Origin of the sequence: Achromobacter sp. RTa, from assembly GCF_000757485.1 — a bacterium.
Taxonomy (GTDB): Bacteria; Pseudomonadota; Gammaproteobacteria; order Burkholderiales; family Burkholderiaceae_B; genus Achromobacter.
Genome location: NZ_JPYO01000027.1, coordinates 433,161 through 451,488, shown reverse-complemented (window position 1 = coordinate 451,488; position 18,328 = coordinate 433,161). Strand labels below are relative to the sequence as shown.

Annotated in this window: 19 protein-coding genes; 13 read left to right on the top strand and 6 right to left on the bottom strand. The window is 64.4% G+C overall.

Features of this window, described 5'->3' with window-relative positions; all coding sequences use genetic code 11:
• Positions 1 to 7: 7 nt before the first annotated feature.
• Entirely contained in the window at positions 8 to 907 is a 900-nt protein-coding gene (locus tag JL37_RS10180) for an NAD kinase (RefSeq protein ID WP_043543729.1), read from the bottom strand.
• A 142-nt stretch (positions 908 to 1,049) separates the two neighbouring features.
• On the opposite strand from JL37_RS10180, the gene hrcA reads away from it, so the two are divergent.
• The 7 genes from hrcA to dnaJ all read left to right on the top strand — a co-directional run bounded on the left by hrcA (position 1,050) and on the right by dnaJ (position 7,776).
• Positions 1,050 to 2,054 carry a heat-inducible transcriptional repressor HrcA gene (gene hrcA / locus JL37_RS10175; protein WP_043543728.1) on the top strand — a complete coding sequence of 335 codons (1,005 nt, stop codon included), beginning with the start codon at positions 1,050 to 1,052 and terminating at the stop codon, positions 2,052 to 2,054.
• 45 nt (positions 2,055 to 2,099) lie between these two features.
• On the top strand, positions 2,100 to 3,191 hold the full coding sequence (hemH, locus tag JL37_RS10170) for a ferrochelatase (protein WP_043543727.1): 1,092 nt from the start codon (positions 2,100 to 2,102) through the stop codon (positions 3,189 to 3,191).
• A 12-nt stretch (positions 3,192 to 3,203) separates the two neighbouring features.
• Positions 3,204 to 3,440, top strand: coding sequence for a hypothetical protein (locus tag JL37_RS10165; RefSeq protein ID WP_043543725.1), 237 nt, complete (start codon positions 3,204 to 3,206; stop codon positions 3,438 to 3,440).
• Positions 3,441 to 3,559: 119 nt separating this feature from the next.
• Entirely contained in the window at positions 3,560 to 4,117 is a 558-nt protein-coding gene (gene grpE / locus JL37_RS10160) for a nucleotide exchange factor GrpE (protein ID WP_043543723.1), read from the top strand.
• 14 nt (positions 4,118 to 4,131) lie between these two features.
• A complete protein-coding gene (locus JL37_RS10155) occupies positions 4,132 to 4,536 on the top strand; it encodes a thioredoxin family protein (RefSeq protein WP_043543722.1) in 405 nt (134 codons plus the stop codon).
• A gap of 80 nt (positions 4,537 to 4,616) precedes the next feature.
• Positions 4,617 to 6,542 carry a molecular chaperone DnaK gene (dnaK, locus tag JL37_RS10150; protein WP_043543721.1) on the top strand — a complete coding sequence of 642 codons (1,926 nt, stop codon included), beginning with the start codon at positions 4,617 to 4,619 and terminating at the stop codon, positions 6,540 to 6,542.
• A gap of 109 nt (positions 6,543 to 6,651) precedes the next feature.
• Positions 6,652 to 7,776 carry a molecular chaperone DnaJ gene (gene dnaJ / locus JL37_RS10145; RefSeq protein ID WP_043543720.1) on the top strand — a complete coding sequence of 375 codons (1,125 nt, stop codon included), beginning with the start codon at positions 6,652 to 6,654 and terminating at the stop codon, positions 7,774 to 7,776.
• Positions 7,777 to 8,018: 242 nt separating this feature from the next.
• Here dnaJ and JL37_RS10140 read toward each other — a convergent pair whose 3' ends face one another.
• Positions 8,019 to 8,408 carry a DUF4148 domain-containing protein gene (locus JL37_RS10140; RefSeq protein WP_043543719.1) on the bottom strand — a complete coding sequence of 130 codons (390 nt, stop codon included), beginning with the start codon at positions 8,406 to 8,408 and terminating at the stop codon, positions 8,019 to 8,021.
• Positions 8,409 to 8,698: 290 nt separating this feature from the next.
• Positions 8,699 to 11,455, bottom strand: coding sequence for a pitrilysin family protein (locus JL37_RS10135; RefSeq protein ID WP_043543718.1), 2,757 nt, complete (start codon positions 11,453 to 11,455; stop codon positions 8,699 to 8,701).
• Positions 11,456 to 11,562: 107 nt separating this feature from the next.
• Here JL37_RS10135 and JL37_RS10130 point away from each other — a divergent pair, with 107 nt between their 5' ends.
• The 3 genes from JL37_RS10130 to JL37_RS10120 all read left to right on the top strand — a co-directional run bounded on the left by JL37_RS10130 (position 11,563) and on the right by JL37_RS10120 (position 13,389).
• Positions 11,563 to 12,162 (top strand): GNAT family N-acetyltransferase, encoded by a 600-nt coding sequence (locus JL37_RS10130; RefSeq protein WP_043543717.1) that lies wholly within the window; start codon positions 11,563 to 11,565, stop codon positions 12,160 to 12,162.
• 231 nt (positions 12,163 to 12,393) lie between these two features.
• Entirely contained in the window at positions 12,394 to 12,771 is a 378-nt protein-coding gene (locus tag JL37_RS10125; protein ID WP_043543716.1) for a hypothetical protein, read from the top strand.
• Between the two features lie 60 nt (positions 12,772 to 12,831).
• Positions 12,832 to 13,389, top strand: coding sequence for a GNAT family N-acetyltransferase (locus tag JL37_RS10120; RefSeq protein WP_052097047.1), 558 nt, complete (start codon positions 12,832 to 12,834; stop codon positions 13,387 to 13,389).
• Positions 13,390 to 13,398: 9 nt separating this feature from the next.
• Here JL37_RS10120 and JL37_RS10115 read toward each other — a convergent pair whose 3' ends face one another.
• Both JL37_RS10115 and JL37_RS10110 read right to left on the bottom strand, forming a co-directional pair.
• Positions 13,399 to 14,571 (bottom strand): VWA domain-containing protein, encoded by a 1,173-nt coding sequence (locus JL37_RS10115; RefSeq protein WP_043543713.1) that lies wholly within the window; start codon positions 14,569 to 14,571, stop codon positions 13,399 to 13,401.
• A 25-nt stretch (positions 14,572 to 14,596) separates the two neighbouring features.
• Complete coding sequence (locus tag JL37_RS10110; protein WP_043543711.1) at positions 14,597 to 15,478, bottom strand: MoxR family ATPase; 882 nt, start codon at positions 15,476 to 15,478, stop codon at positions 14,597 to 14,599.
• Between the two features lie 175 nt (positions 15,479 to 15,653).
• Between JL37_RS10110 and JL37_RS10105 the strand changes: the two genes are divergently transcribed.
• Both JL37_RS10105 and JL37_RS10100 read left to right on the top strand, forming a co-directional pair.
• Positions 15,654 to 16,007, top strand: coding sequence for a cytochrome c (locus tag JL37_RS10105; protein ID WP_043543710.1), 354 nt, complete (start codon positions 15,654 to 15,656; stop codon positions 16,005 to 16,007).
• Positions 16,008 to 16,018: 11 nt separating this feature from the next.
• Complete coding sequence (locus tag JL37_RS10100; protein ID WP_043543708.1) at positions 16,019 to 16,381, top strand: cytochrome c; 363 nt, start codon at positions 16,019 to 16,021, stop codon at positions 16,379 to 16,381.
• A 55-nt stretch (positions 16,382 to 16,436) separates the two neighbouring features.
• On the opposite strand, the gene JL37_RS10095 is transcribed toward JL37_RS10100, so the two are convergent.
• Positions 16,437 to 16,862 (bottom strand): DUF1841 family protein, encoded by a 426-nt coding sequence (locus JL37_RS10095; RefSeq protein ID WP_043543706.1) that lies wholly within the window; start codon positions 16,860 to 16,862, stop codon positions 16,437 to 16,439.
• Between the two features lie 203 nt (positions 16,863 to 17,065).
• On the opposite strand from JL37_RS10095, the gene icd reads away from it, so the two are divergent.
• Positions 17,066 to 18,322, top strand: coding sequence for an NADP-dependent isocitrate dehydrogenase (gene icd / locus JL37_RS10090; RefSeq protein WP_043543705.1), 1,257 nt, complete (start codon positions 17,066 to 17,068; stop codon positions 18,320 to 18,322).
• Positions 18,323 to 18,328 lie beyond the last annotated feature (6 nt).

Sequence of the window (18,328 nt, the reverse complement as noted above, 5' to 3'; positions counted from 1 at the left end):
GCGCTTACTACTCTACGTTGTCGGTGGCTTGGGGCATCAGGTTCCAGTGCAGCTTGCGGCGCAGCGTGGAAAAGAAGCTGTAGCCCTCGGGGTGCACGAAGCGGATGACGTACGGCGCGCGCTGCACGACGATGCGGTCCCCGGGTTGAAGGTCGGACCAGGTCTGCATGTCGAAATGCACGCTGGCGCCCACTTCCACGCGGCCCATGGCCGTCAATGTCATGTTGAGCACGCCCGTGTCCGGGATCACGATGGGGCGGTTGGACAGCGTTTGCGGCGCCACGGGCACGAGCACCATGGCGTTCATGCCGGGGTGCAGGATCGGGCCGTTGGCCGACAGCGCGTAAGCGGTGGAACCGGTGGGCGTGGCAATGATGAGGCCGTCGGCGCGCTGGGTGTACATGAAAGCGCCGTCCAGCTCCACTCGCACTTCGATCATGCCGCCGCGCCCGGCGCGGTTCAGGACCACGTCGTTCAGGGCGGTGGCGGAATACATTTTCTGGTCGCCGCGCCACACGCTGCCTTCCAGCAGCGTGCGCTCTTCGATCTGGAAACTGCCTTCGAGCACGCGCGCCAGCGCGCCATGCGCATCCTGCAGCGCGATGTCGGTGATGAAACCGAGGCGGCCGTGGTTGATGCCGATCAGCGGCACGCCGTAGGGAGCGAGGTGGCGGCCCGCGCCCAGCACGGTGCCGTCGCCGCCCATCACGACGGCCAGCGAGGCGTTCTTGCCGATTTCCTCGAGCGTGGCGACGGGGTATTCGGTCAGCCCGGTATTGCGCGCCGTGTCGGCATCGATGAGCACGTGCCGGCCGGCCTGCGACAGCGCGTGGGCAAGTGCTCTCAGCGGTGTGTCCAGGCCGGTGTCCTGGTATCTGCCGATCAGGGCGACGGTAGGAAAGTGCATGGCGGCTTGCGAATCCAAAAAGGGCGGGCCATAAGGCCGGAACCCGCCCGGAATGGGCTGTTTAGCCGATTATATGGGGCCGCATATCGGCTTGCGGGACAAAAATCGCCTCAACTGGAAAAGTTTCCCTAAAATACCTGTTATGGATGACCGTGCACGCGCACTACTGAAAGCGTTGATCGAACGCTATATCGCCGATGGGCAGCCAGTCGGCTCGCGGACGCTATCGAAAGTCTTCGATTTGTCCCCCGCCACGATCCGCAATGTCATGGCGGACCTGGAAGAACTGGGCCTGATCCACAGTCCGCATACCTCTGCCGGCCGCATACCCACGCCGCGGGGCTACCGCATGTTCGTCGATTCCCTGCTGGCGGTGCAGTCCTACCAGCTGGAGCCCCACAACATGGGCGAGATGCTGGCCGCGGCGGAACCCACGCGGGCCGTCAACGCGGCGGCGGCCCTGCTGTCCAACCTGACCCAGTTCGCCGGGGTGGTGCTGACGCCTAAGCGCGCGCAGGTGTTCCGCCAGATCGAATTCATCCGCCTGTCCGACAAGCGGGTGCTGCTCATCATCGTCACGCCCGACGGCGACGTCCAGAACCGCATTCTTTTCGTCCAGCGCGACTACGCCGAGGCGGAGCTGCTGGAAGCCGGCAATTTCTTCAACATGCACTTCGCCGGCAAGTCCTTCAATGTCGTGCGCCAGACCCTGTCCACCGAGCTGGCCCAGCTGCGCGAGGATATCTCGCGCCTGATGCAGGCGGCCGTCGAGGCCAGTGCGGAGGCGGCCGAGGACGGCGATGCCATGGTGATATCCGGCGAGCGCAAGCTGCTGGACGTGACCGACATCGCGTCCGACATGGACCGCCTGCGCAAAATGTTTTCGCTGTTCGAGAAAAAGACCGATCTGCTGCAACTCCTGGACGTTTCCAGCCGGGCCCAGGGCGTGCAGATCTACATAGGCGGCGATTCGCAACTGGTTCCGATGGAGGAAGTCTCCGTCATCACCGCGCCTTACGGAGTGGACGGCAAGGTGGTGGGCACGCTTGGCGTGATCGGTCCCACGCGCATGGCGTACGAGCGCGTCATCCCCATCGTGGACATCACGGCCCGCCTGCTGTCCAACGCCCTCAGCCACAACCAGTAGGCCCATTCAAAGCGACATCCTCCTTGCGGAGGAAGGGGAGTTTTTGTGTTTCTTCGCCTGTTCAAGTACTTGTGGCCTGAACGCTACCTGCCCGAACCCGAGCAGGACGACCCCTTCGATGAAAACCCGCCGCCGCGCGGCCCCGGCAAGGTCGGCGTCCTGCTGGCGAACCTGGGCACGCCGGACACGCCGGGCAAGAAGGACATACGCAAGTACCTGGGCGAATTCCTGTCCGATCCCCGCGTGATCGAGATCCCGCGATACCTGTGGAAGCCGATCCTGCACGGGCTGGTCCTGACGATGCGGCCGAAGAAGCTGGAACCCCGCTACGCCGGGGTCTGGATGCAGGAAGGCTCGCCCCTGATGGTCTACAGCCGGCGGCAGGCCGATGGCGTGCGCGCCGCGCTGGAGGCGGCGGGGATCGACGCCGTGGTGGAGCTGGGCATGCGCTATGGCAATCCGTCCATACCCGACGCCATCTCGCGGCTGCGCGCGCAGGGCTGCGAACACATCCTGACCGTTCCGCTCTATCCGCAATATGCTGCCTCCACGACCGCGACGGTGGTGGATGCGGTGACGCGCCATGCCAGCCGCCTGCGGGACCAGCCGGAACTGCGCTTCATCAAGCGTTTCCACGAGGAGGCTGGCTACCTGGACGCGCTGGCGGGACGCATCGAGCGGTATTGGCAGGAACACGGCAAGCCCCAGAAGCTGGTCATGAGCTTCCACGGCCTGCCGCGCTATTCGATCGAACTGGGCGACCCCTATTACCGCGACTGCATGGATACCGCGCGGCTGCTGTCCGAGCGCCTGTCGTTGCCGCGGGAGCAGATCGAAGTGACTTTCCAGAGCCGTTTCGGCTCCGCCCGCTGGCTCGAACCCTATACGGAACCGACGCTCAAGGCGCTGGCGGCGGCGGGCACCACCGAGGTCGATGTGGTGTGCCCGGGTTTTGTGGCAGACTGTCTGGAAACCCTGGAAGAGATCAGCCTGGAATGCCGCGATGCCTTTATCGAAGCGGGCGGCAAGCAGTTCCGCTACATTCCCGCGATCAATGACGATCCAGCCTGGATCGCAGGGCTGGCCAGCCTGGTGGCACGGCACTTGCAGGGGTGGCCCACGCAATCACGGACTTGAAGGAGAAGGCGCATGCACCATGATCCCAAGACTGGCAAGGCAGTGAAAAAGGGGACGGTTAGCACCCCGGTGGACGAGGATCAGGTCGAGCACGAGCTCGACGAGGCGCTTGCGGAGACCTTTCCGGCCAGCGATCCGATCGCGGTCCATCCTGATCCCGAGGAAGACGAAAAGCGCGTCGACCATGCGCTGAAGGAGAGCTTCCCGGCCAGCGATCCGGCCGCTCCGGCGCAGCCCCCCAGGAAATAGACGGCCATGCGGGCGGCCCTGGGGCGCCTTCCGGGGAATATTTCGCTTTCCCGGGCTTGAAATAGGGGTATTGGCCCCCATTCATGTCTGCGAAAGCCATTCTTTTTGGAGGATTCCCCATGACGGCACCCCACGAGCCTGCGGACCAGGCGCCTGAAATCGGCCAGAACGCCGACGCGGCCCCCGCCGACCAGGACGCCGCCCAGGCCGAGCTGAACGAGTTGCGCGCCCAGCTGGACGCCGCCCAAGCCACCGTCAATGAGCAGCGCGACCAGATCCTGCGCGCGCAGGCCGAAGCCGAGAACGTGCGCCGCCGCTCCCAGGAAGACGTGTCCAAGGCGCGCAAGTTCGGCATCGAATCGTTCGCCGAAAGCCTGGTTCCGGTGAAAGACAGCCTGGAAGCCGCCCTGGCCCAGCCCGATCAGACGGTCGACGCGCTGCGCGAAGGCGTGGAAGTGACGCTCAAGCAGTTGACGGCCGCCTTTGAACGCAATCTGCTCAAGGACATTGCGCCGGCGCAGGGCGACAAGTTCGACCCGCACCTGCACCAGGCCATTTCGTCCATTCCCCACGAGCAGCCCGCCAATACCGTGGTGCAGCTGCTGCAAAAGGGCTATTCCATCGCCGACCGGACCCTGCGCCCGGCGCTGGTGGTGGTGTCCGCCGGACAAGGCTGAACGGCCCGCGCGCCATGACGACCCCCCGTTTCGACCCGGCCCAGGTATTCCAGGCGTTCGGCATGCGCCACGTCGATACCGAGGGTTTCGACGCGGCGGTGGTCCAGGCGCCGGGAGCGGATCTGCGCTGCGTGTTCCTGTGGGGCCAGGACTGCTATAACTGCAATCTTTTCAAGCAGGCCGCGCTGCTGCACCAGGAAACGCTGCTGGGGCTGGGCCTGACCTGGTTCGAGGCCGACGTCTACGCCGACGAAGCCTTGGGCCGGCGCTTCTCCCTGCATGGCGTCCCCACTTTTGTGATGTATCGCGCCGGGAAGCGGCTAGGGCGCATTACCGGCTGGCCCGGGCTGCCCCAGTTCACGGCGGCGGTCGGGCGCCTGCAGGAAGCGGCATCGGAAAATTCGAGCCGGGCGTCTTGAAAAACCCTGCGGGCAGCCCCAGTTACGTGGGGACAAGAAGTTTCTCCCTATTTTCATAGATTCAATCAAGGTAACCCACCATGAGCAAGATTATTGGCATTGACCTGGGCACGACCAACAGCTGCGTGGCTGTCATGGACGGCGGGCAGGTCAAAATCATTGAAAACGCGGAAGGCGCTCGCACGACTCCCTCCATCGTCGCCTACATGGACGATGGCGAAACCCTGGTCGGCGCGCCGGCCAAGCGCCAGGCGGTGACCAACCCGAAGAACACCCTGTACGCGGTGAAGCGCCTGATCGGCCGCAAGTTCGAGGAAAAGGCGGTGCAGAAGGACATCAACCTGATGCCCTACGCCATCGTCAAGGCCGACAACGGCGACGCCTGGGTGGAAGTGCGCGGCAAGAAGATGGCGCCTCCCCAAGTGTCGGCCGACGTGCTGCGCAAGATGAAGAAGACCGCCGAGGACTACCTGGGCGAAGAAGTGACCGAGGCCGTCATCACCGTGCCCGCCTACTTCAACGACAGCCAGCGCCAGGCCACCAAGGACGCGGGCCGCATCGCCGGCCTGGAAGTCAAGCGCATCATCAACGAACCCACCGCTGCCGCGCTGGCGTTCGGCCTGGACAAGACCGAGAAGGGCGACCGCAAGATCGCCGTCTATGACCTGGGCGGCGGCACGTTCGACGTGTCCATCATCGAAATCGCCGATGTCGATGGCGAAAAGCAGTTCGAAGTGCTGTCGACCAACGGCGACACCTTCCTGGGCGGCGAAGACTTCGACCAGCGCATCATCGACTACATCATCGGCGAGTTCAAGAAGGAACAGGGCGTCGATCTGTCGAAGGACGTGCTGGCCCTGCAGCGCCTGAAGGAAGCCGCCGAAAAGGCCAAGATCGAGCTGTCCTCGGCCCAGCAGACCGAAATCAACCTGCCGTACATCACGGCGGACGCCTCGGGCCCGAAGCACTTGAACCTGAAGATCACGCGCGCCAAGCTGGAAGCGCTGGTCGAAGAACTGATCGAACGCACGATCGAGCCCTGCCGCGTCGCCATCAAGGACGCCGGCGTGAAGGTTTCCGACATCGACGACGTGATCCTGGTCGGCGGCATGACCCGCATGCCCAAGGTCCAGGAAAAGGTGAAGGAATTCTTCGGCAAGGATCCGCGCAAGGACGTGAACCCCGATGAAGCCGTCGCCGCCGGCGCCGCCATCCAGGGCTCCGTGCTGTCGGGCGACCGCAAGGACGTGCTGCTGCTGGACGTGACGCCTCTGTCGCTGGGTATCGAAACCCTGGGCGGCGTGATGACGAAGATGATCCAGAAGAACACGACGATCCCGACCCGGTTCTCGCAGACCTTCTCGACCGCTGACGACAACCAGCCGGCCGTGACGATCAAGGTGTTCCAGGGCGAGCGCGAAATCGCTGCGGGCAACAAGGCCCTGGGCGAGTTCAACCTCGAAGGGATTCCCCCGTCGCCCCGCGGCATGCCGCAGATCGAGGTCACGTTCGACATCGACGCCAACGGCATCCTGCACGTGTCCGCCAAGGACAAGGGCACCGGCAAGGAAAACAAGATCACCATCAAGGCCAACTCGGGTCTGTCGGAAGACGAGATCCAGCGCATGGTCAAGGATGCCGAGGCCAACGCCGAGGAAGATCACCGCGTTGCCGAACTGGCCCAGGCCCGCAACCAGGCCGACGCGCTGGTGCATGCCACCCGCAAGTCGCTGACCGAATATGGCGACAAGCTCGAAGCCTCCGAAAAGGAAGGGATCGAAGCCGCCATCAAGGAACTGGAAGACACGTTGAAGGACGGCGACAAGGCCGCGATCGACGCCAAGGCGGAAGCCCTGTCCTCGGCATCGCAGAAGCTGGGCGAGAAGATGTACGCCGATATGCAGGCTCAGCAGGCCGCAGGCCAGCAGCAGGCAGCCGACAACGCGAAGCCGGTGGACGACAACGTCGTCGACGCCGACTTCAAGGAAGTCAAGCGCGACCAATAATGGCCGGGCGCTGACCAGCCTCTGCCGCCCGGTAGCCGGAGAAATCCGCCTACCGGGCGTACTCATTCTGTAGCACTGAAAAGAAGGCTCGTTTTCGAGCCCACGGATCATGGCAAAACGCGACTATTACGACGTCCTGGGTGTGGCCAAGAACGCCTCGGACGACGAACTCAAGAAGGCCTATCGAAAGCTGGCCATGAAATACCATCCGGACCGCAATCCGGACAGCAAAGAAGCCGAAGAGAAGTTCAAGGAAGCCAAGGAAGCCTACGAGGTCCTGGGCGATGAGCAGAAGCGCGCCGCGTATGACCGCTACGGCCATGCGGGCGTGGATCCCAACGCCGCCGGCATGGGCGGCGGCATGGGCGGCGGGTTCGCCGACGCGTTCGGCGACATCTTCGGCGAAATCTTCGGGGGCGGCGGCGGCCGCCGTGGCGGCGGTCCGCAGGTCTATCGCGGCGCCGACCTGAAGTACGCGCTGGAGATCACGCTGGAGCAGGCCGCAGCGGGCTTCGATACCGAGATCCGCGTGCCCAGCTGGGAAAACTGCGACACCTGCCACGGCTCGGGCGCCAAGCCCGGCACCTCGCCCAAGACCTGCCGCACCTGCGGCGGATCCGGCGCCGTGCGCATGCAGCAGGGTTTCTTCAGCGTGCAGCAAACCTGCCCGACCTGCCATGGCAACGGCAAGGAGATCACGGATCCCTGCCAGGCGTGCGACGGCGTGGGCCGCATCCGCCGCAACAAGACCCTGCAGGTAAAGATTCCGGCCGGCATCGACGACGGCATGCGCATCCGCTCCAGCGGCAACGGCGAGCCCGGCATCAATGGCGGGCCTCCGGGCGACCTGTATGTGGAAATCCACATCAAGCAGCACAAGATCTTCCAGCGCGATGGCGATGACCTGCACTGTGAATTGACCATCCCGTTCACCACGGCCGCCCTGGGCGGAGAGCTCCAGGTGCCGACGCTGGGCGGCAAGGCCGAGATCTCGATTCCCGAAGGCACGCAGTCCGGCAAGACGTTCCGCCTGCGGGGCAAGGGCATCCGGGGAGTGCGGGGCAGTTATCCGGGCGACCTGTACTGCCACGTCGTGGTCGAAACGCCGGTGCGGCTGAGCGACGACCAGAAGAACATCCTGCGCCAGTTCGAGGCTTCGCTGAACGATGGCGGCGACCGCCACTCGCCGCAGAGCAAGTCGTGGACGGACCGCGTGAAGGAATTCTTCAGCTGAGCCGCCTGGCCAGGCAAGAAAGCCGCGACAGCCGTCGCGGCTTTTTTTTGTCCGCCATGGCCTCGGGCGCGGAAGGCAAAAAAAACCGCGGCTTGCGCCGCGGTCGTACTGCTACTTCAACTGCTACTTCAACTGCTACTTCAACTTCAACTTCAACTGCTACTTCAACCGCTGCTGTCGCCGGAAAAAACCGGCCTCAAGCCATGATGCCGCGTGAGGCCGGCCGGGCCACAGCAAGCAGCTCACCGGGTGATCGGCGGGTATTCCAGTTCGCCGAACGTGTATTGGCCGCTGGCCTTGGCTTGCGCCAGTTCAGCCTGGACATCGGCGCGCGACTTGGCGCTGGCCGAGGCCGTCGCGACGGGCGGGTATTCGAGTTCGCCAAACGTGTACTGGCCGTTGAACTTGGCCTGTTGCAGCTGGGATTGCACTTCCTGCGAGCTCAGGCTGGTCGTTTGCGGCAGGGCGGGCGGGTAATCCAGTTCGCCGAAGGTGTATTGGCCGCTGGCCTTGGCTTCCTGCAGTTCAGTCGCCACCTGGGCGCTGCTCTTGGCTTGTTCCAGGCCGGCAGCTTGGGCGCCGACGCCCGCCAGGGCCAGGGAAAGCAGAAGGGTGGTGGTTAGGCTTTTCATGGTAGACCTCCAATTCGTCTTGTGTGGGGACCGAATCCGGCGGCCCTCCGTCGTGGTTCGTTGTTTGTTCCCGATGACTGAATTGTGATCGCTATCCCACCTGGGATAAACCCGTATTTCTTGAAAACATCTTTCCAAATATTCGAGTAATTAGCTTTTTTCTATTTATTACTTCCATGAATGGCATTGTCATGGGGCTGCCCTAGCCTTTTTGGGTGACACAACAAGGGCACGAATGCCAAAAAAAGCCCCGCCGAGGGCGGGGCTTGGGGCGGGGCAGTCGCGTAGGGTCAGGGCGCAGCCTTCTTTTTGAAGTCGCCGGCCACTGCGGTGCTGAAGCCGTCCGGACGCAGGTACTTGCGCAGGGCGGCGTTGACCTCGTCGGCAGTCAGCGCGGAGATCTTCTTGTCCATTTCGGCGGACCAGGCGAACGTGCGGCCCCGCTGCAGGTAGTCCAGCCAGGTGCTGGCCAGCACGTCGTCCTGGGCGCGCGCCAGGTTGCGGTAGTTCAGCAGCGCATTGATGCCGTCCGAGATTTCCTTGTCCGTGAAACCATCCTTCAGCACGCGGGCCAGTTCCTCGCCGATCGCCTTTTCGAGGCGTTCGCGGTTCTGCGGCGCGTAGATCGCGTACATGGTCCAGTTTGCGGAAGGTTCGAACGACGAAACGGACAGCGAGCTGCGCACGTTATAGGACAGGCCTTCGGTTTCCCGCACGCGATTCCACAGGCGCGAAGTTTCCGAGGCTCCGAACAGGTAGTTGCCCAGGTACAGCGCCGCGTAATCCGGGTCCGTGTCTTGCAGCTTCAGCGGCATGCGCGATATGTAGAAGGCGTTGGCCTTGTCGGGCGTGTCGATGTCGAACTGCTTGGCGGAGACGTCGCGGTACGGGTTGGGCACGCGGGTGTAGGCGGGCGCCTTCTTCCAGCCGGCCAGCCCGTCCTGCAGCGCCTTTTCCACGGACTTGGGTTCGAAGTCGCCGACGGCGGAGTACTCGATATTCCCCGCGCCATAGAACTTGGCGTGGAACTCGACGAGGGCGTCGCGCGTCAGCCCCTGCGCGCTGGCGAGCGCTTCTTCGAAGGTGGGAACGTAGCGCAGGTCGTCGGCGGGCCAGGGGTTGTCCTGGCGGGCGATGGCCCGGCCGGCCAGGGCCGAGGGCTCGGTCATGGCGTTTCGGATGGAGGTTTCCATCTGGCGCTGGTATTCCTCCAGCTGTTCCTTCGGGAAGTTGGCGTTGCGGACGATATCCAGCGCCAGTGCGGTGAGGGCAGGCAGGTTTTCGCCCTTGGTCGACATGGCGATCTTCAGCGTGGTGCCGCTGCCGCTGAAGCCCAGTTCCGCCTGCAGCGCATCCAGGCGGTCCTGGATGTCCTGGCGCGACAGCTTGGCCGTGCCGCGCAAGAGCAGGTCGGCAGCGGCGCTGGCGTTTACGCGTTGTCCGCGCAGGTCTTTCTCGTTGCCGAATTGGATCAGCATCTGCGCCTGCACGCGGTTGCCACGCGTAGCCTTGGGCAACAGCGCCAGCTGCACGGGGCCATTGGGCAGCTCCAGCTTCTTGCGCTGCGTCAGCTTGTCGATGTTTTCGGGCGAAGGGTCGAACGCGGAGGCGGCTTTGAAGTCCGGATCGCCCTTGTAGTCCTTGAAAACGGCCGTCAGGTCCACGCGCTGCGCCTGAGGGGCGCGCACGGGCTTTTCCGTGGGGATGTAGCGGCCTTCGATGCGGTTGCTCTGCACCAGGTAGGACGTCGCGGCGTGCTGCACTTCGGCCAGCGTGGCCTTGCGCGCGCGGTCGCGTTGCAGGAAGAACAGGCGCCAGTCGCCGGCGGCGATGGCCTCGGAGAGCGCGATGCCGACCTGCTCCGGATCGCTGTAGGTCTGTTCCCAGGCGGTCAGCCACTTGCTGCGGGCGCGGTCGAGCTCCTGCTGCGTGAACGGCTTCTTGCCCAGGGACTCCAGCGTGTCCGTCAGCGCCTTCATCGCGGTATCCAGGCTTTTGCCCGGCGTCAGTTGGGCGGCGAACATCGCCAGGCCAGGGTCCAGGTTCTCCATGGTGAAACCGAACACGCCCGAAGCCAGCTTGGTCGGGACCAGGGCATGGTAGAGGCGCCCGGAAGGCGTGTCCGCCAGGATGGTGGCGGCCAGGTCCAGCGGCACGAAATCGGGGCTGCCCGCGGCGGGGATGTGGTACATCGCGGCCACCAGCGGCGTGCCGCCCGCGCGGCGCAGCGTCACGGAGCGTTCGCCGTCCTGGGCGGGCTCGACGGTGTACTCGGGCGGTAGCTTGCGCTCGGGCTTGGGCAGCTTGCCCAGCGTTTCCTCGATGTCGGCCAGCGTGGCCTGGGGATCGAATTTGCCCGCCACGATCAGCACCGCGTTGTCGGGCTGGTAGTACTCGTGATAGAAGGCGCGCAACTGGGCGATGTCCACGTTCTCGACATCGGAGCGGGCGCCGATCGTGTTCTTGCCGTAGCTGTGCCACTGGAACGCCACGGACTGCATCTTCTGCATCAGGATGCGGAAGGGGCTGTTCTCGCCGCTTTCCATTTCGTTGCGGACCACGGTCATTTCCGAGTCCAGGTCTTCCTTGGCGATCAGGGAATTGACCATGGCGTCGGCTTGCCAGCCCAGGTACCACTTGAGGGTGTCGGGATTGGCCGCGAAGCTGGCGAAATAGTTGGTGCGGTCGCTGGAGGTGGAGCCGTTGGCCTGCAGGCCGCGTCGCGAGAACTCGCCCATGGCGTTGCGCGTCGTGGAGGTGCCCTTGAACAGCATGTGCTCGAGCAGGTGGGCCATGCCCGTCTGGCCGTAGTTCTCGTTGCGCGAGCCCACCAGGTAGGTCATGTTGACGGTCGTGGAGGGCTTGGATTCGTCGGGAACCAGAAGCACCCGCAGGCCGTTGGCCAGGCGGTATTCGGTGATGCCTTCGATCGAGGCGGCCTCCGAGACGCCGGCCGGCAGGCTGGCGGCCCCGGCCTGGAAGGCCAGGAAGGAGGTGAACAGCAGCGCGCCCAGCGGGCGCGGCAGCTTCGATAGGGACAGGCGCATGGCAGACAATTCCTTTGGCATGGCAGAATCCGTTGGAGTGTATACGTTGGCAATGGTTCAGGGGCCGCGCAGCGTGCCCCCTGGCCGCCAGGCAAAGGAAATCGGGAATGTCCATATCCATAGAAGTCGAAACGCCGCGCCTGGTGCTGCGGCAATGGCGCTCGGCCGACCACGCGCCTTTCGCGGCGCTGAATGGCGATCCCCGCGTCACGGAGTACCTGCTGCCCTTGACCGCGGCCGAGAGCGATGCGCTGGCGGGCCGGCTGGCCGCCGGCATCGACGAGCACGGCTGGGGGTTCTGGGCGGTGGAGGCGCCGGGCGTCGCGCCGTTCATCGGTTTCGTGGGCATCAAGCCTTTGCAGCCCACGCTGCCGTTCGCCCCGGGCGTGGAGATCGGCTGGCGCCTGGCGCGGCCGCACTGGGGCAAGGGCTATGCCAGCGAGGCGGCCGCGGCTGCGCTGAAAGTGGGGTTCGAACAGGTGGGGCTGGACGAAATCGTGGCCTTCACCGTGACGGGAAACCAGCGCTCGCGCGCGGTGATGGAGCGCCTGGGCATGAGGGCGGACCTGAATCCCTTCGACCATCCCGCCGTGCCGGAAGGGAGCCCGCTGCGCCAGCACGTGCTCTACCGGATCGGCCGGGACGACTGGCGCGCACAAAAAAATGGTGACACAGACTCCGGCGAGGCGCCAGTCGCCTTGGGGTGAGGAAAGCCCCGCGCGCCGCGACCCTGCGGCCGGCAGAGCTGATTTGAGGTGCCCCGGCCTGCGGGTGTAAGCTGTTCAGCACGTAGTAGCAGTCCGCCGACGGGATGCGCGATAGCCGCCACTGGCTTCCCGTCCAACGCCTGGCGCCGCCCGATGCGCGCGGCGCGGGTGCTTGTCGTTCGCGCCTTCGCTGCCGGTATCCTGCCGGCGCATCTTTCGGAGGAACGACCCATGCTGACCGAGATCGTCACGCGTGCGCTGTCCCAATTGACCGGAACCCGCCTGAGCGGAGACGGAATCAAGGGGCAGTTTCAGTACGCTTATGCCAGTGATGACGGCCAATTCGTGGCCATACTGACCCACGACATGACCACCTATGTGGTGGACCTGAGCACACAACGATATTTTGCGGAGTGCGGAGGATCGCCCCGGGGATTTGCCGGGCACGTGCTTGAGATGGAAGGTGTCGCGGCGCGCAGCCACCCCTGGCCCGCCGCGAACGATCTGTTCGACCTGGACATGGACGCCGACGAATTGTCGTGGCGCCAATGCCCCGGCCTGCGCCAGCCTCCTTCCGCCGACCGATCTGTGGAGAGCCGCGCCGCCTGAGAGTGGCCAGAAGCGGCAATGTTTCACTGAACCGGCGGTATCGCCGTTTTTTTTTCCGCCATGACTACGCCCGCCGAAACCCGCGCGCCCGAAGGCGCCACCCTGGTCGACTGCACGCATGAGCGCCATGCGGACCAGATCCTCGCCATTTTCAATGACGCGATCGCCACCTCGACCGCGCTGTACGACTACAAGCCGCGCCCACGCGAAGCGATGGAGGCCTGGTTCCAGGCGAAGCGGCAGGGCGGCTTCCCGGTGGTGGGGTACGAAAACGAAGCCGGCGAACTGATGGCGTTCGCCAGCTACGGCACGTTCCGCGCGTGGCCTGCCTACAAGTACTCGGTCGAGCATTCCGTGTACGTGGAAGGGCGCTTCCGCGGGCGGGGGCTGGCCGAAGCGCTGATGCGGGAACTGATCGCGCGGGCCCGGGCCAGGCAGGTCCACGTGCTGATCGGCGGCATCGACGCGGCCAACCAGCGCAGCATCCGCCTGCACGAGAAGCTGGGCTTCACGCATGCGGGCACAATCCGGGAGGCCGGCTTCAAGTTCGGGCGCTGGCTGGACCTGGCCTTCTACCAGTTGACGCTGGAGACGCCCGATCAGCCGGTGGATGGCTGAGGCGGCGGTTTACTTCGACAGCGTGCGCATGGCCTGTTCCAGGCCGGCGACCGTGACCGGATACATGCGGCCCTGCATGATGTCGCGCAGCAGCGCGATGGACTGGCGGTACTGCCAGGATGCGGTAGGCTCAGGATTGAGCCAGACCGACTTGGGCCAGGCTTCCAGCAGGCGCCGCACCCACTCCGCGCCGGGCTCCTTGTTGTAGTGCTCGACCGAGCCGCCCGGCTGCAGGATTTCGTAGGGGCTCATGGTGGCGTCGCCGACGATGATCAGGCGCCAGTCGGGGTTGTACTTGCGCAGCACGTCCCAGGTGTCGAAGCGTTCGCTCTGGCGGCGGCGGTTGCTCTGCCAGAGGCTTTCGTATGGGCAGTTGTGGAAGTAATAGACTTCCAGGTTGCGGAATTCGCTGCGGGCCGCGGAGAACAGTTCCTCGACGCGCCCGATGTGGTCGTCCATGCTGCCGCCCACGTCCAGCAGCATCAGCACCTTGACCGTGTTGTGGCGCTCCGGGACCATGCGCAGGTCCAGGTGGCCGGCGTTGCGGGCGGTGCTGGCGATGGTGTCGTCCAGGTCCAGCTCCATTTCGGCGCCTTGCCGGGCGAAGCGCCGCAGGCGGCGCAGCGCGACCTTGAAATTGCGCGTGCCCAGTTCGACCTGGTCGTCGTAGTCCTTGAACTGGCGCATGTCCCACACCTTGACCGCGCTGCGGTTGCCGGCGGATTCGCCGCCCACGCGTATGCCTTCGGGGTGGTAGCCGCCATTGCCGAAGGGCGAGGTGCCGCCGGTGCCGATCCACTTGCTGCCGCCGGCATGGCGTTCCTTCTGCTCTTTCATGCGCTCTTTGAAGAGCTCCATCAGCTTGTCCCAGCCGTGCTTTTCGATCGCGGCCTTTTCTTCGGGCGTAAGGCTTTTCTCGAACTGCTTGATCAGCCAGTCCAGCGGGATTTCCTTGCCCGGGGGCAGGGCGGCGGCGATGCCGCGGTAGTACGCGCCGAATGCCTTGTCGTAGCGGTCGTAGAGCGCCTCGTCCTTGACGAGGGCGGCGCGCGCGAGGAAGTAGAAATCATCCAGCGTGGGCGCCATGAGGCCCTGGCGCAGGGCGTCCACCAGGGTCAGGTATTCCTTGACCGAGACGGGGAGCTTGTGCGCCCTGAGATGGTAGAAGAAATCGATCAGCATTTGCGGGCCGCTCGTGGATGCCGGATCAGCGGCGCTGGCCGCCGCGCGTCATGGCCGCCAGGCGTTCCAGCAGGTGCACGTCCTGTTCGTTCTTGAGCAGCGCGCCGGCCATCAGCGGCACCGCCGTGGCGGTGTGCGCGTCGATCTCGGCGGCGGTGGCGCCCTCGGCCAGCAGCAGGCGCAGCCAATCCAGCAGTTCGGACGTGGAAGGCTTCTTTTTCAGGCCCGGCGCGTCGCGCAGCGAGAAGAATGTGTCCAGCGCCGCGCGCAGCACGTCCTGCTTCAGGTCGGGATAGTGCACGGCCACGATATCGCGCATGGTCTCGCGGTCGGGGAAGCGGATGTAGTGGAAGAAGCAGCGCCGCAGGAAGGCGTCGGGCAGGTCTTTCTCGTTGTTGGACGTGATGATGACCAGCGGGCGGTGCTGCGCCGAGATGGTCTCGCGCGTTTCGTATACGTGGAACTCCATGCGGTCCAGCTCGCGCAGCAGGTCGTTCGGGAATTCGATGTCGGCCTTGTCGATTTCGTCGATCAGCAGGACGGCGGGCTCGGGCGACTGGAAGGCCTGCCACAGCGTGCCCTGCACGATGTAGTTGCGGATGTCGCGGACTTTCTCGTCGCCGAGCTGCGAATCGCGCAGGCGCGACACGGCGTCGTATTCGTACAGGCCCTGGTGCGCCTTGGTGGTGGACTTGATGTGCCATTGCAGCAGCGGGCGGCCCAGCGCGCGCGCCACCTCTTCCGCCAGCATGGTTTTCCCGGTGCCGGGTTCTCCCTTGATCAGGAGCGGGCGCTGCAGGACGAGCGCGGCGTTGACGGCGAGTTTCAGGTCATCGGTGGCGACATAGCTGTCGGTCCCGTCGAAGCGGTCGGGCGAGGCGGAAGTAGCGGACTGGGCTGCGGACATGGTCGGATGGCATATGTGGTTTGATGGAGATCAATACCATCGTAAGGTATTAATCCTGAGCAATTATCGTACAATCAGGCGGTTTTGCTTTGGGTTCGACCCGCAACGTGTTTGCCGAGGGCCTTTTCTTGAGAGCAGGCCCTAGTCCTTAGCCATACGAAGAAGAGCCACTCCAATGAAGTTGCGAACCTCTCTGAAGTACACGCTATCCGTGTTGGCCGCAATGGCATCCTGTGCGATCGCCGGCCAGGCTGTTGCTGCGGACGCAGCACCGGTCGGTAATGTCCAGAACGCCCGCGACAAGGTTTCCATGTGCATCGGTTGCCACGGCATCGAAGGCTACAAGGCGACGTTTCCCGAGCTTTACCATGTTCCGATGATCGCTGGCCAGAACGCCAAGTACATCGAAACCGCCCTCAACGAGTACAAGAAAGGCGCGCGCAGCCATCCCACCATGGATGCCATCGCCGGCAGCCTGTCCGACCAGGACATCGCCGACCTGGCCGCGTACTACTCGAATCTCAAATAAGGGGCAAACAGATGAATCGCATCATGCTTGCCCTCGCGGGCGCGACCCTGGCCATGGCGGGCACTGCCTCGCAGGCCCAGGAACTGGCGGCCGGCAAGGCCGTATTCGACAAATTCAATTGCGCCTCCTGCCACGGCGCCGACGCCAAGACGGCGGTGGATCCGGCCTACCCGGTCCTGGCGGGGCAGCATGCGGACTATCTGGTCCATGCCCTGAAGGCCTACAAGCGCGGCGCCTCCGGCAGCGCGGCCACGGCCAACGTGCGCAAGAACCCCATCATGGGGGCCTTCGCCACGCAGCTGTCGGACCAGGACATCTCCAACGTGGCGGCATGGCTCTCGGCGCAGCCGAGCGACCTGGGCGTGCGCAAATAGGGCTTCCGCGGCCCTCGCATACGGAAAACCCTCGGCATGCCGAGGGTTTTTGTTTTCAGCGCCCGACGCGCTGGCGGATCAGGTCGATGTAAGTGTCGCTGTCCAGCGGCGTGCCCAGCCGCTGCGCCTCCCAGACCACCTGGCCGAGGCATTCCATGATTTCATGCGCGGCGTGGTGCGCGTCCGTGCGGGCCACCAGTTGCTGGTAGGCGTTCCGGATGCCGGGCGGATGGTCGATGGACAGCTGCTCGGCGATGGCCAGGTGCATGGACAGATGCAGAAAGGGATTGGTGCGCCCCTTTTCCACCGAGTATTCCGCCGTCATGGCTTCAGGGTTTTCCAGGTCGCCGTGGTACTCCGGGTGCTCGATGATCCAGTCCAGGGCGATGGCTTCGAGGGGCGTAAGCACTTCGGCTGCGCGGTGTTTGCGCCAGGTTTCGATGAAGAATTCGCGGACTTGGTCGCGGGAGGGATTGAACATCTGCGGGGGACGGAAAGCGGGCTGTCGATGCATTATTTTACCGCCCGGCGCGGCCCGCCGGGCCGGGCGGCCCCTTTGCGATATAGAATGGGTTGCCATCCGCCATCCGGTGTGCGGTTCTCGAGGACGGTATTCCCCGCGGAATCGGACGCTTCCCGATGCCGGCGCGTGCAGAAAAATCACCCGGAGCAAATGGAGCATTCATGTCCTACCAACATATCAAGGTTCCCGCTGGCGGCCAGAAGATCACGGTCAACGCCGATTTCTCGCTGAATGTGCCCGAGCAGCCCATCGTTCCCTTCATCGAGGGCGATGGCACGGGCGCCGACATCACACCGGTGATGATCAAGGTCGTTGACGCGGCGGTGCAGAAGGCCTACGGCGGCAAGCGCAAGATCCACTGGATGGAAGTCTATGCCGGCGAAAAGGCCACCAAGGTCTACGGCCCGGACGTATGGCTGCCCGACGAAACCCTGGAAGTCGTCAAAGACTACGTGGTTTCCATCAAGGGCCCGCTGACCACCCCGGTCGGCGGCGGCATCCGTTCGCTGAACGTGGCGCTGCGCCAACAACTGGACCTGTACGTCTGCCTGCGTCCGGTGGCGTACTTCAAGGGCGTGCCTTCTCCGGTCCGCGAACCCGAAAAGACGAACATGGTGATCTTCCGCGAGAACTCGGAAGACATCTATGCCGGCATCGAGTACATGGCTGAAAGCGAGCAGGCCAAGGAGCTGATCCAGTTCCTGCAGACGAAGCTCGGCGTGAAGAAGATCCGCTTCCCGAACACGTCGTCGATAGGCATCAAGCCCGTGTCGCGCGAAGGCACCGAGCGCCTGGTGCGCAAGGCCGCGCAGTACGTCATCGACAACGACCGCACGTCGCTGACCCTGGTGCACAAGGGCAACATCATGAAGTTCACGGAAGGCGGCTTCCGCGACTGGGGCTATGCCCTGCTGCAGAAGGAGTTCGGCGCCCAGCTGATCGACGGCGGCCCGTGGTGCAAGTTCAAGAACCCGAAGACGGGCCGCGAGGTCATCGTCAAGGACGTGATCGCCGATGCCTTCCTGCAGCAGATCCTGCTGCGTCCGGCCGAATACGATGTGATCGCCACCTTGAACCTGAACGGCGACTACATCTCGGACGCGCTGGCCGCGCAAGTGGGCGGCATCGGCATCGCCCCGGGCGCCAACCTGTCCGATTCGGTCGCCATGTTCGAAGCCACGCACGGCACCGCGCCGAAGTACGCCGGCAAGGACTACGTGAACCCCGGCTCCGAAATCCTGTCGGCCGAAATGATGCTGCGCCACATGGGCTGGACCGAAGCCGCCGACCTGATCATCTCCAGCATGGAGAAATCCATCCTGTCCAAGAAGGTCACGTACGACTTCGCCCGCCTGCTCGAAGGCGCGACCCAGGTGTCGTGCTCGGGTTTCGGCCAGGTCATGATCGAAAACATGTAATCGGCG

Coding starts and splice junctions, on each gene's coding strand:
- JL37_RS10180 (WP_043543729.1), bottom strand. CDS start 907: ATGCACTTTCCTACCGTCGCCCTGATCGGCAGATACCAGGACACCGGC.
- hrcA (WP_043543728.1), top strand. CDS start 1,050: ATGGATGACCGTGCACGCGCACTACTGAAAGCGTTGATCGAACGCTAT.
- JL37_RS10165 (WP_043543725.1), top strand. CDS start 3,204: ATGCACCATGATCCCAAGACTGGCAAGGCAGTGAAAAAGGGGACGGTT.
- grpE (WP_043543723.1), top strand. CDS start 3,560: ATGACGGCACCCCACGAGCCTGCGGACCAGGCGCCTGAAATCGGCCAG.
- JL37_RS10155 (WP_043543722.1), top strand. CDS start 4,132: ATGACGACCCCCCGTTTCGACCCGGCCCAGGTATTCCAGGCGTTCGGC.
- dnaK (WP_043543721.1), top strand. CDS start 4,617: ATGAGCAAGATTATTGGCATTGACCTGGGCACGACCAACAGCTGCGTG.
- dnaJ (WP_043543720.1), top strand. CDS start 6,652: ATGGCAAAACGCGACTATTACGACGTCCTGGGTGTGGCCAAGAACGCC.
- JL37_RS10140 (WP_043543719.1), bottom strand. CDS start 8,408: ATGAAAAGCCTAACCACCACCCTTCTGCTTTCCCTGGCCCTGGCGGGC.
- JL37_RS10135 (WP_043543718.1), bottom strand. CDS start 11,455: ATGCGCCTGTCCCTATCGAAGCTGCCGCGCCCGCTGGGCGCGCTGCTG.
- JL37_RS10130 (WP_043543717.1), top strand. CDS start 11,563: ATGTCCATATCCATAGAAGTCGAAACGCCGCGCCTGGTGCTGCGGCAA.
- JL37_RS10125 (WP_043543716.1), top strand. CDS start 12,394: ATGCTGACCGAGATCGTCACGCGTGCGCTGTCCCAATTGACCGGAACC.
- JL37_RS10120 (WP_052097047.1), top strand. CDS start 12,832: ATGACTACGCCCGCCGAAACCCGCGCGCCCGAAGGCGCCACCCTGGTC.
- JL37_RS10115 (WP_043543713.1), bottom strand. CDS start 14,571: ATGCTGATCGATTTCTTCTACCATCTCAGGGCGCACAAGCTCCCCGTC.
- JL37_RS10110 (WP_043543711.1), bottom strand. CDS start 15,478: ATGTCCGCAGCCCAGTCCGCTACTTCCGCCTCGCCCGACCGCTTCGAC.
- JL37_RS10105 (WP_043543710.1), top strand. CDS start 15,654: ATGAAGTTGCGAACCTCTCTGAAGTACACGCTATCCGTGTTGGCCGCA.
- JL37_RS10100 (WP_043543708.1), top strand. CDS start 16,019: ATGAATCGCATCATGCTTGCCCTCGCGGGCGCGACCCTGGCCATGGCG.
- JL37_RS10095 (WP_043543706.1), bottom strand. CDS start 16,862: ATGTTCAATCCCTCCCGCGACCAAGTCCGCGAATTCTTCATCGAAACC.
- icd (WP_043543705.1), top strand. CDS start 17,066: ATGTCCTACCAACATATCAAGGTTCCCGCTGGCGGCCAGAAGATCACG.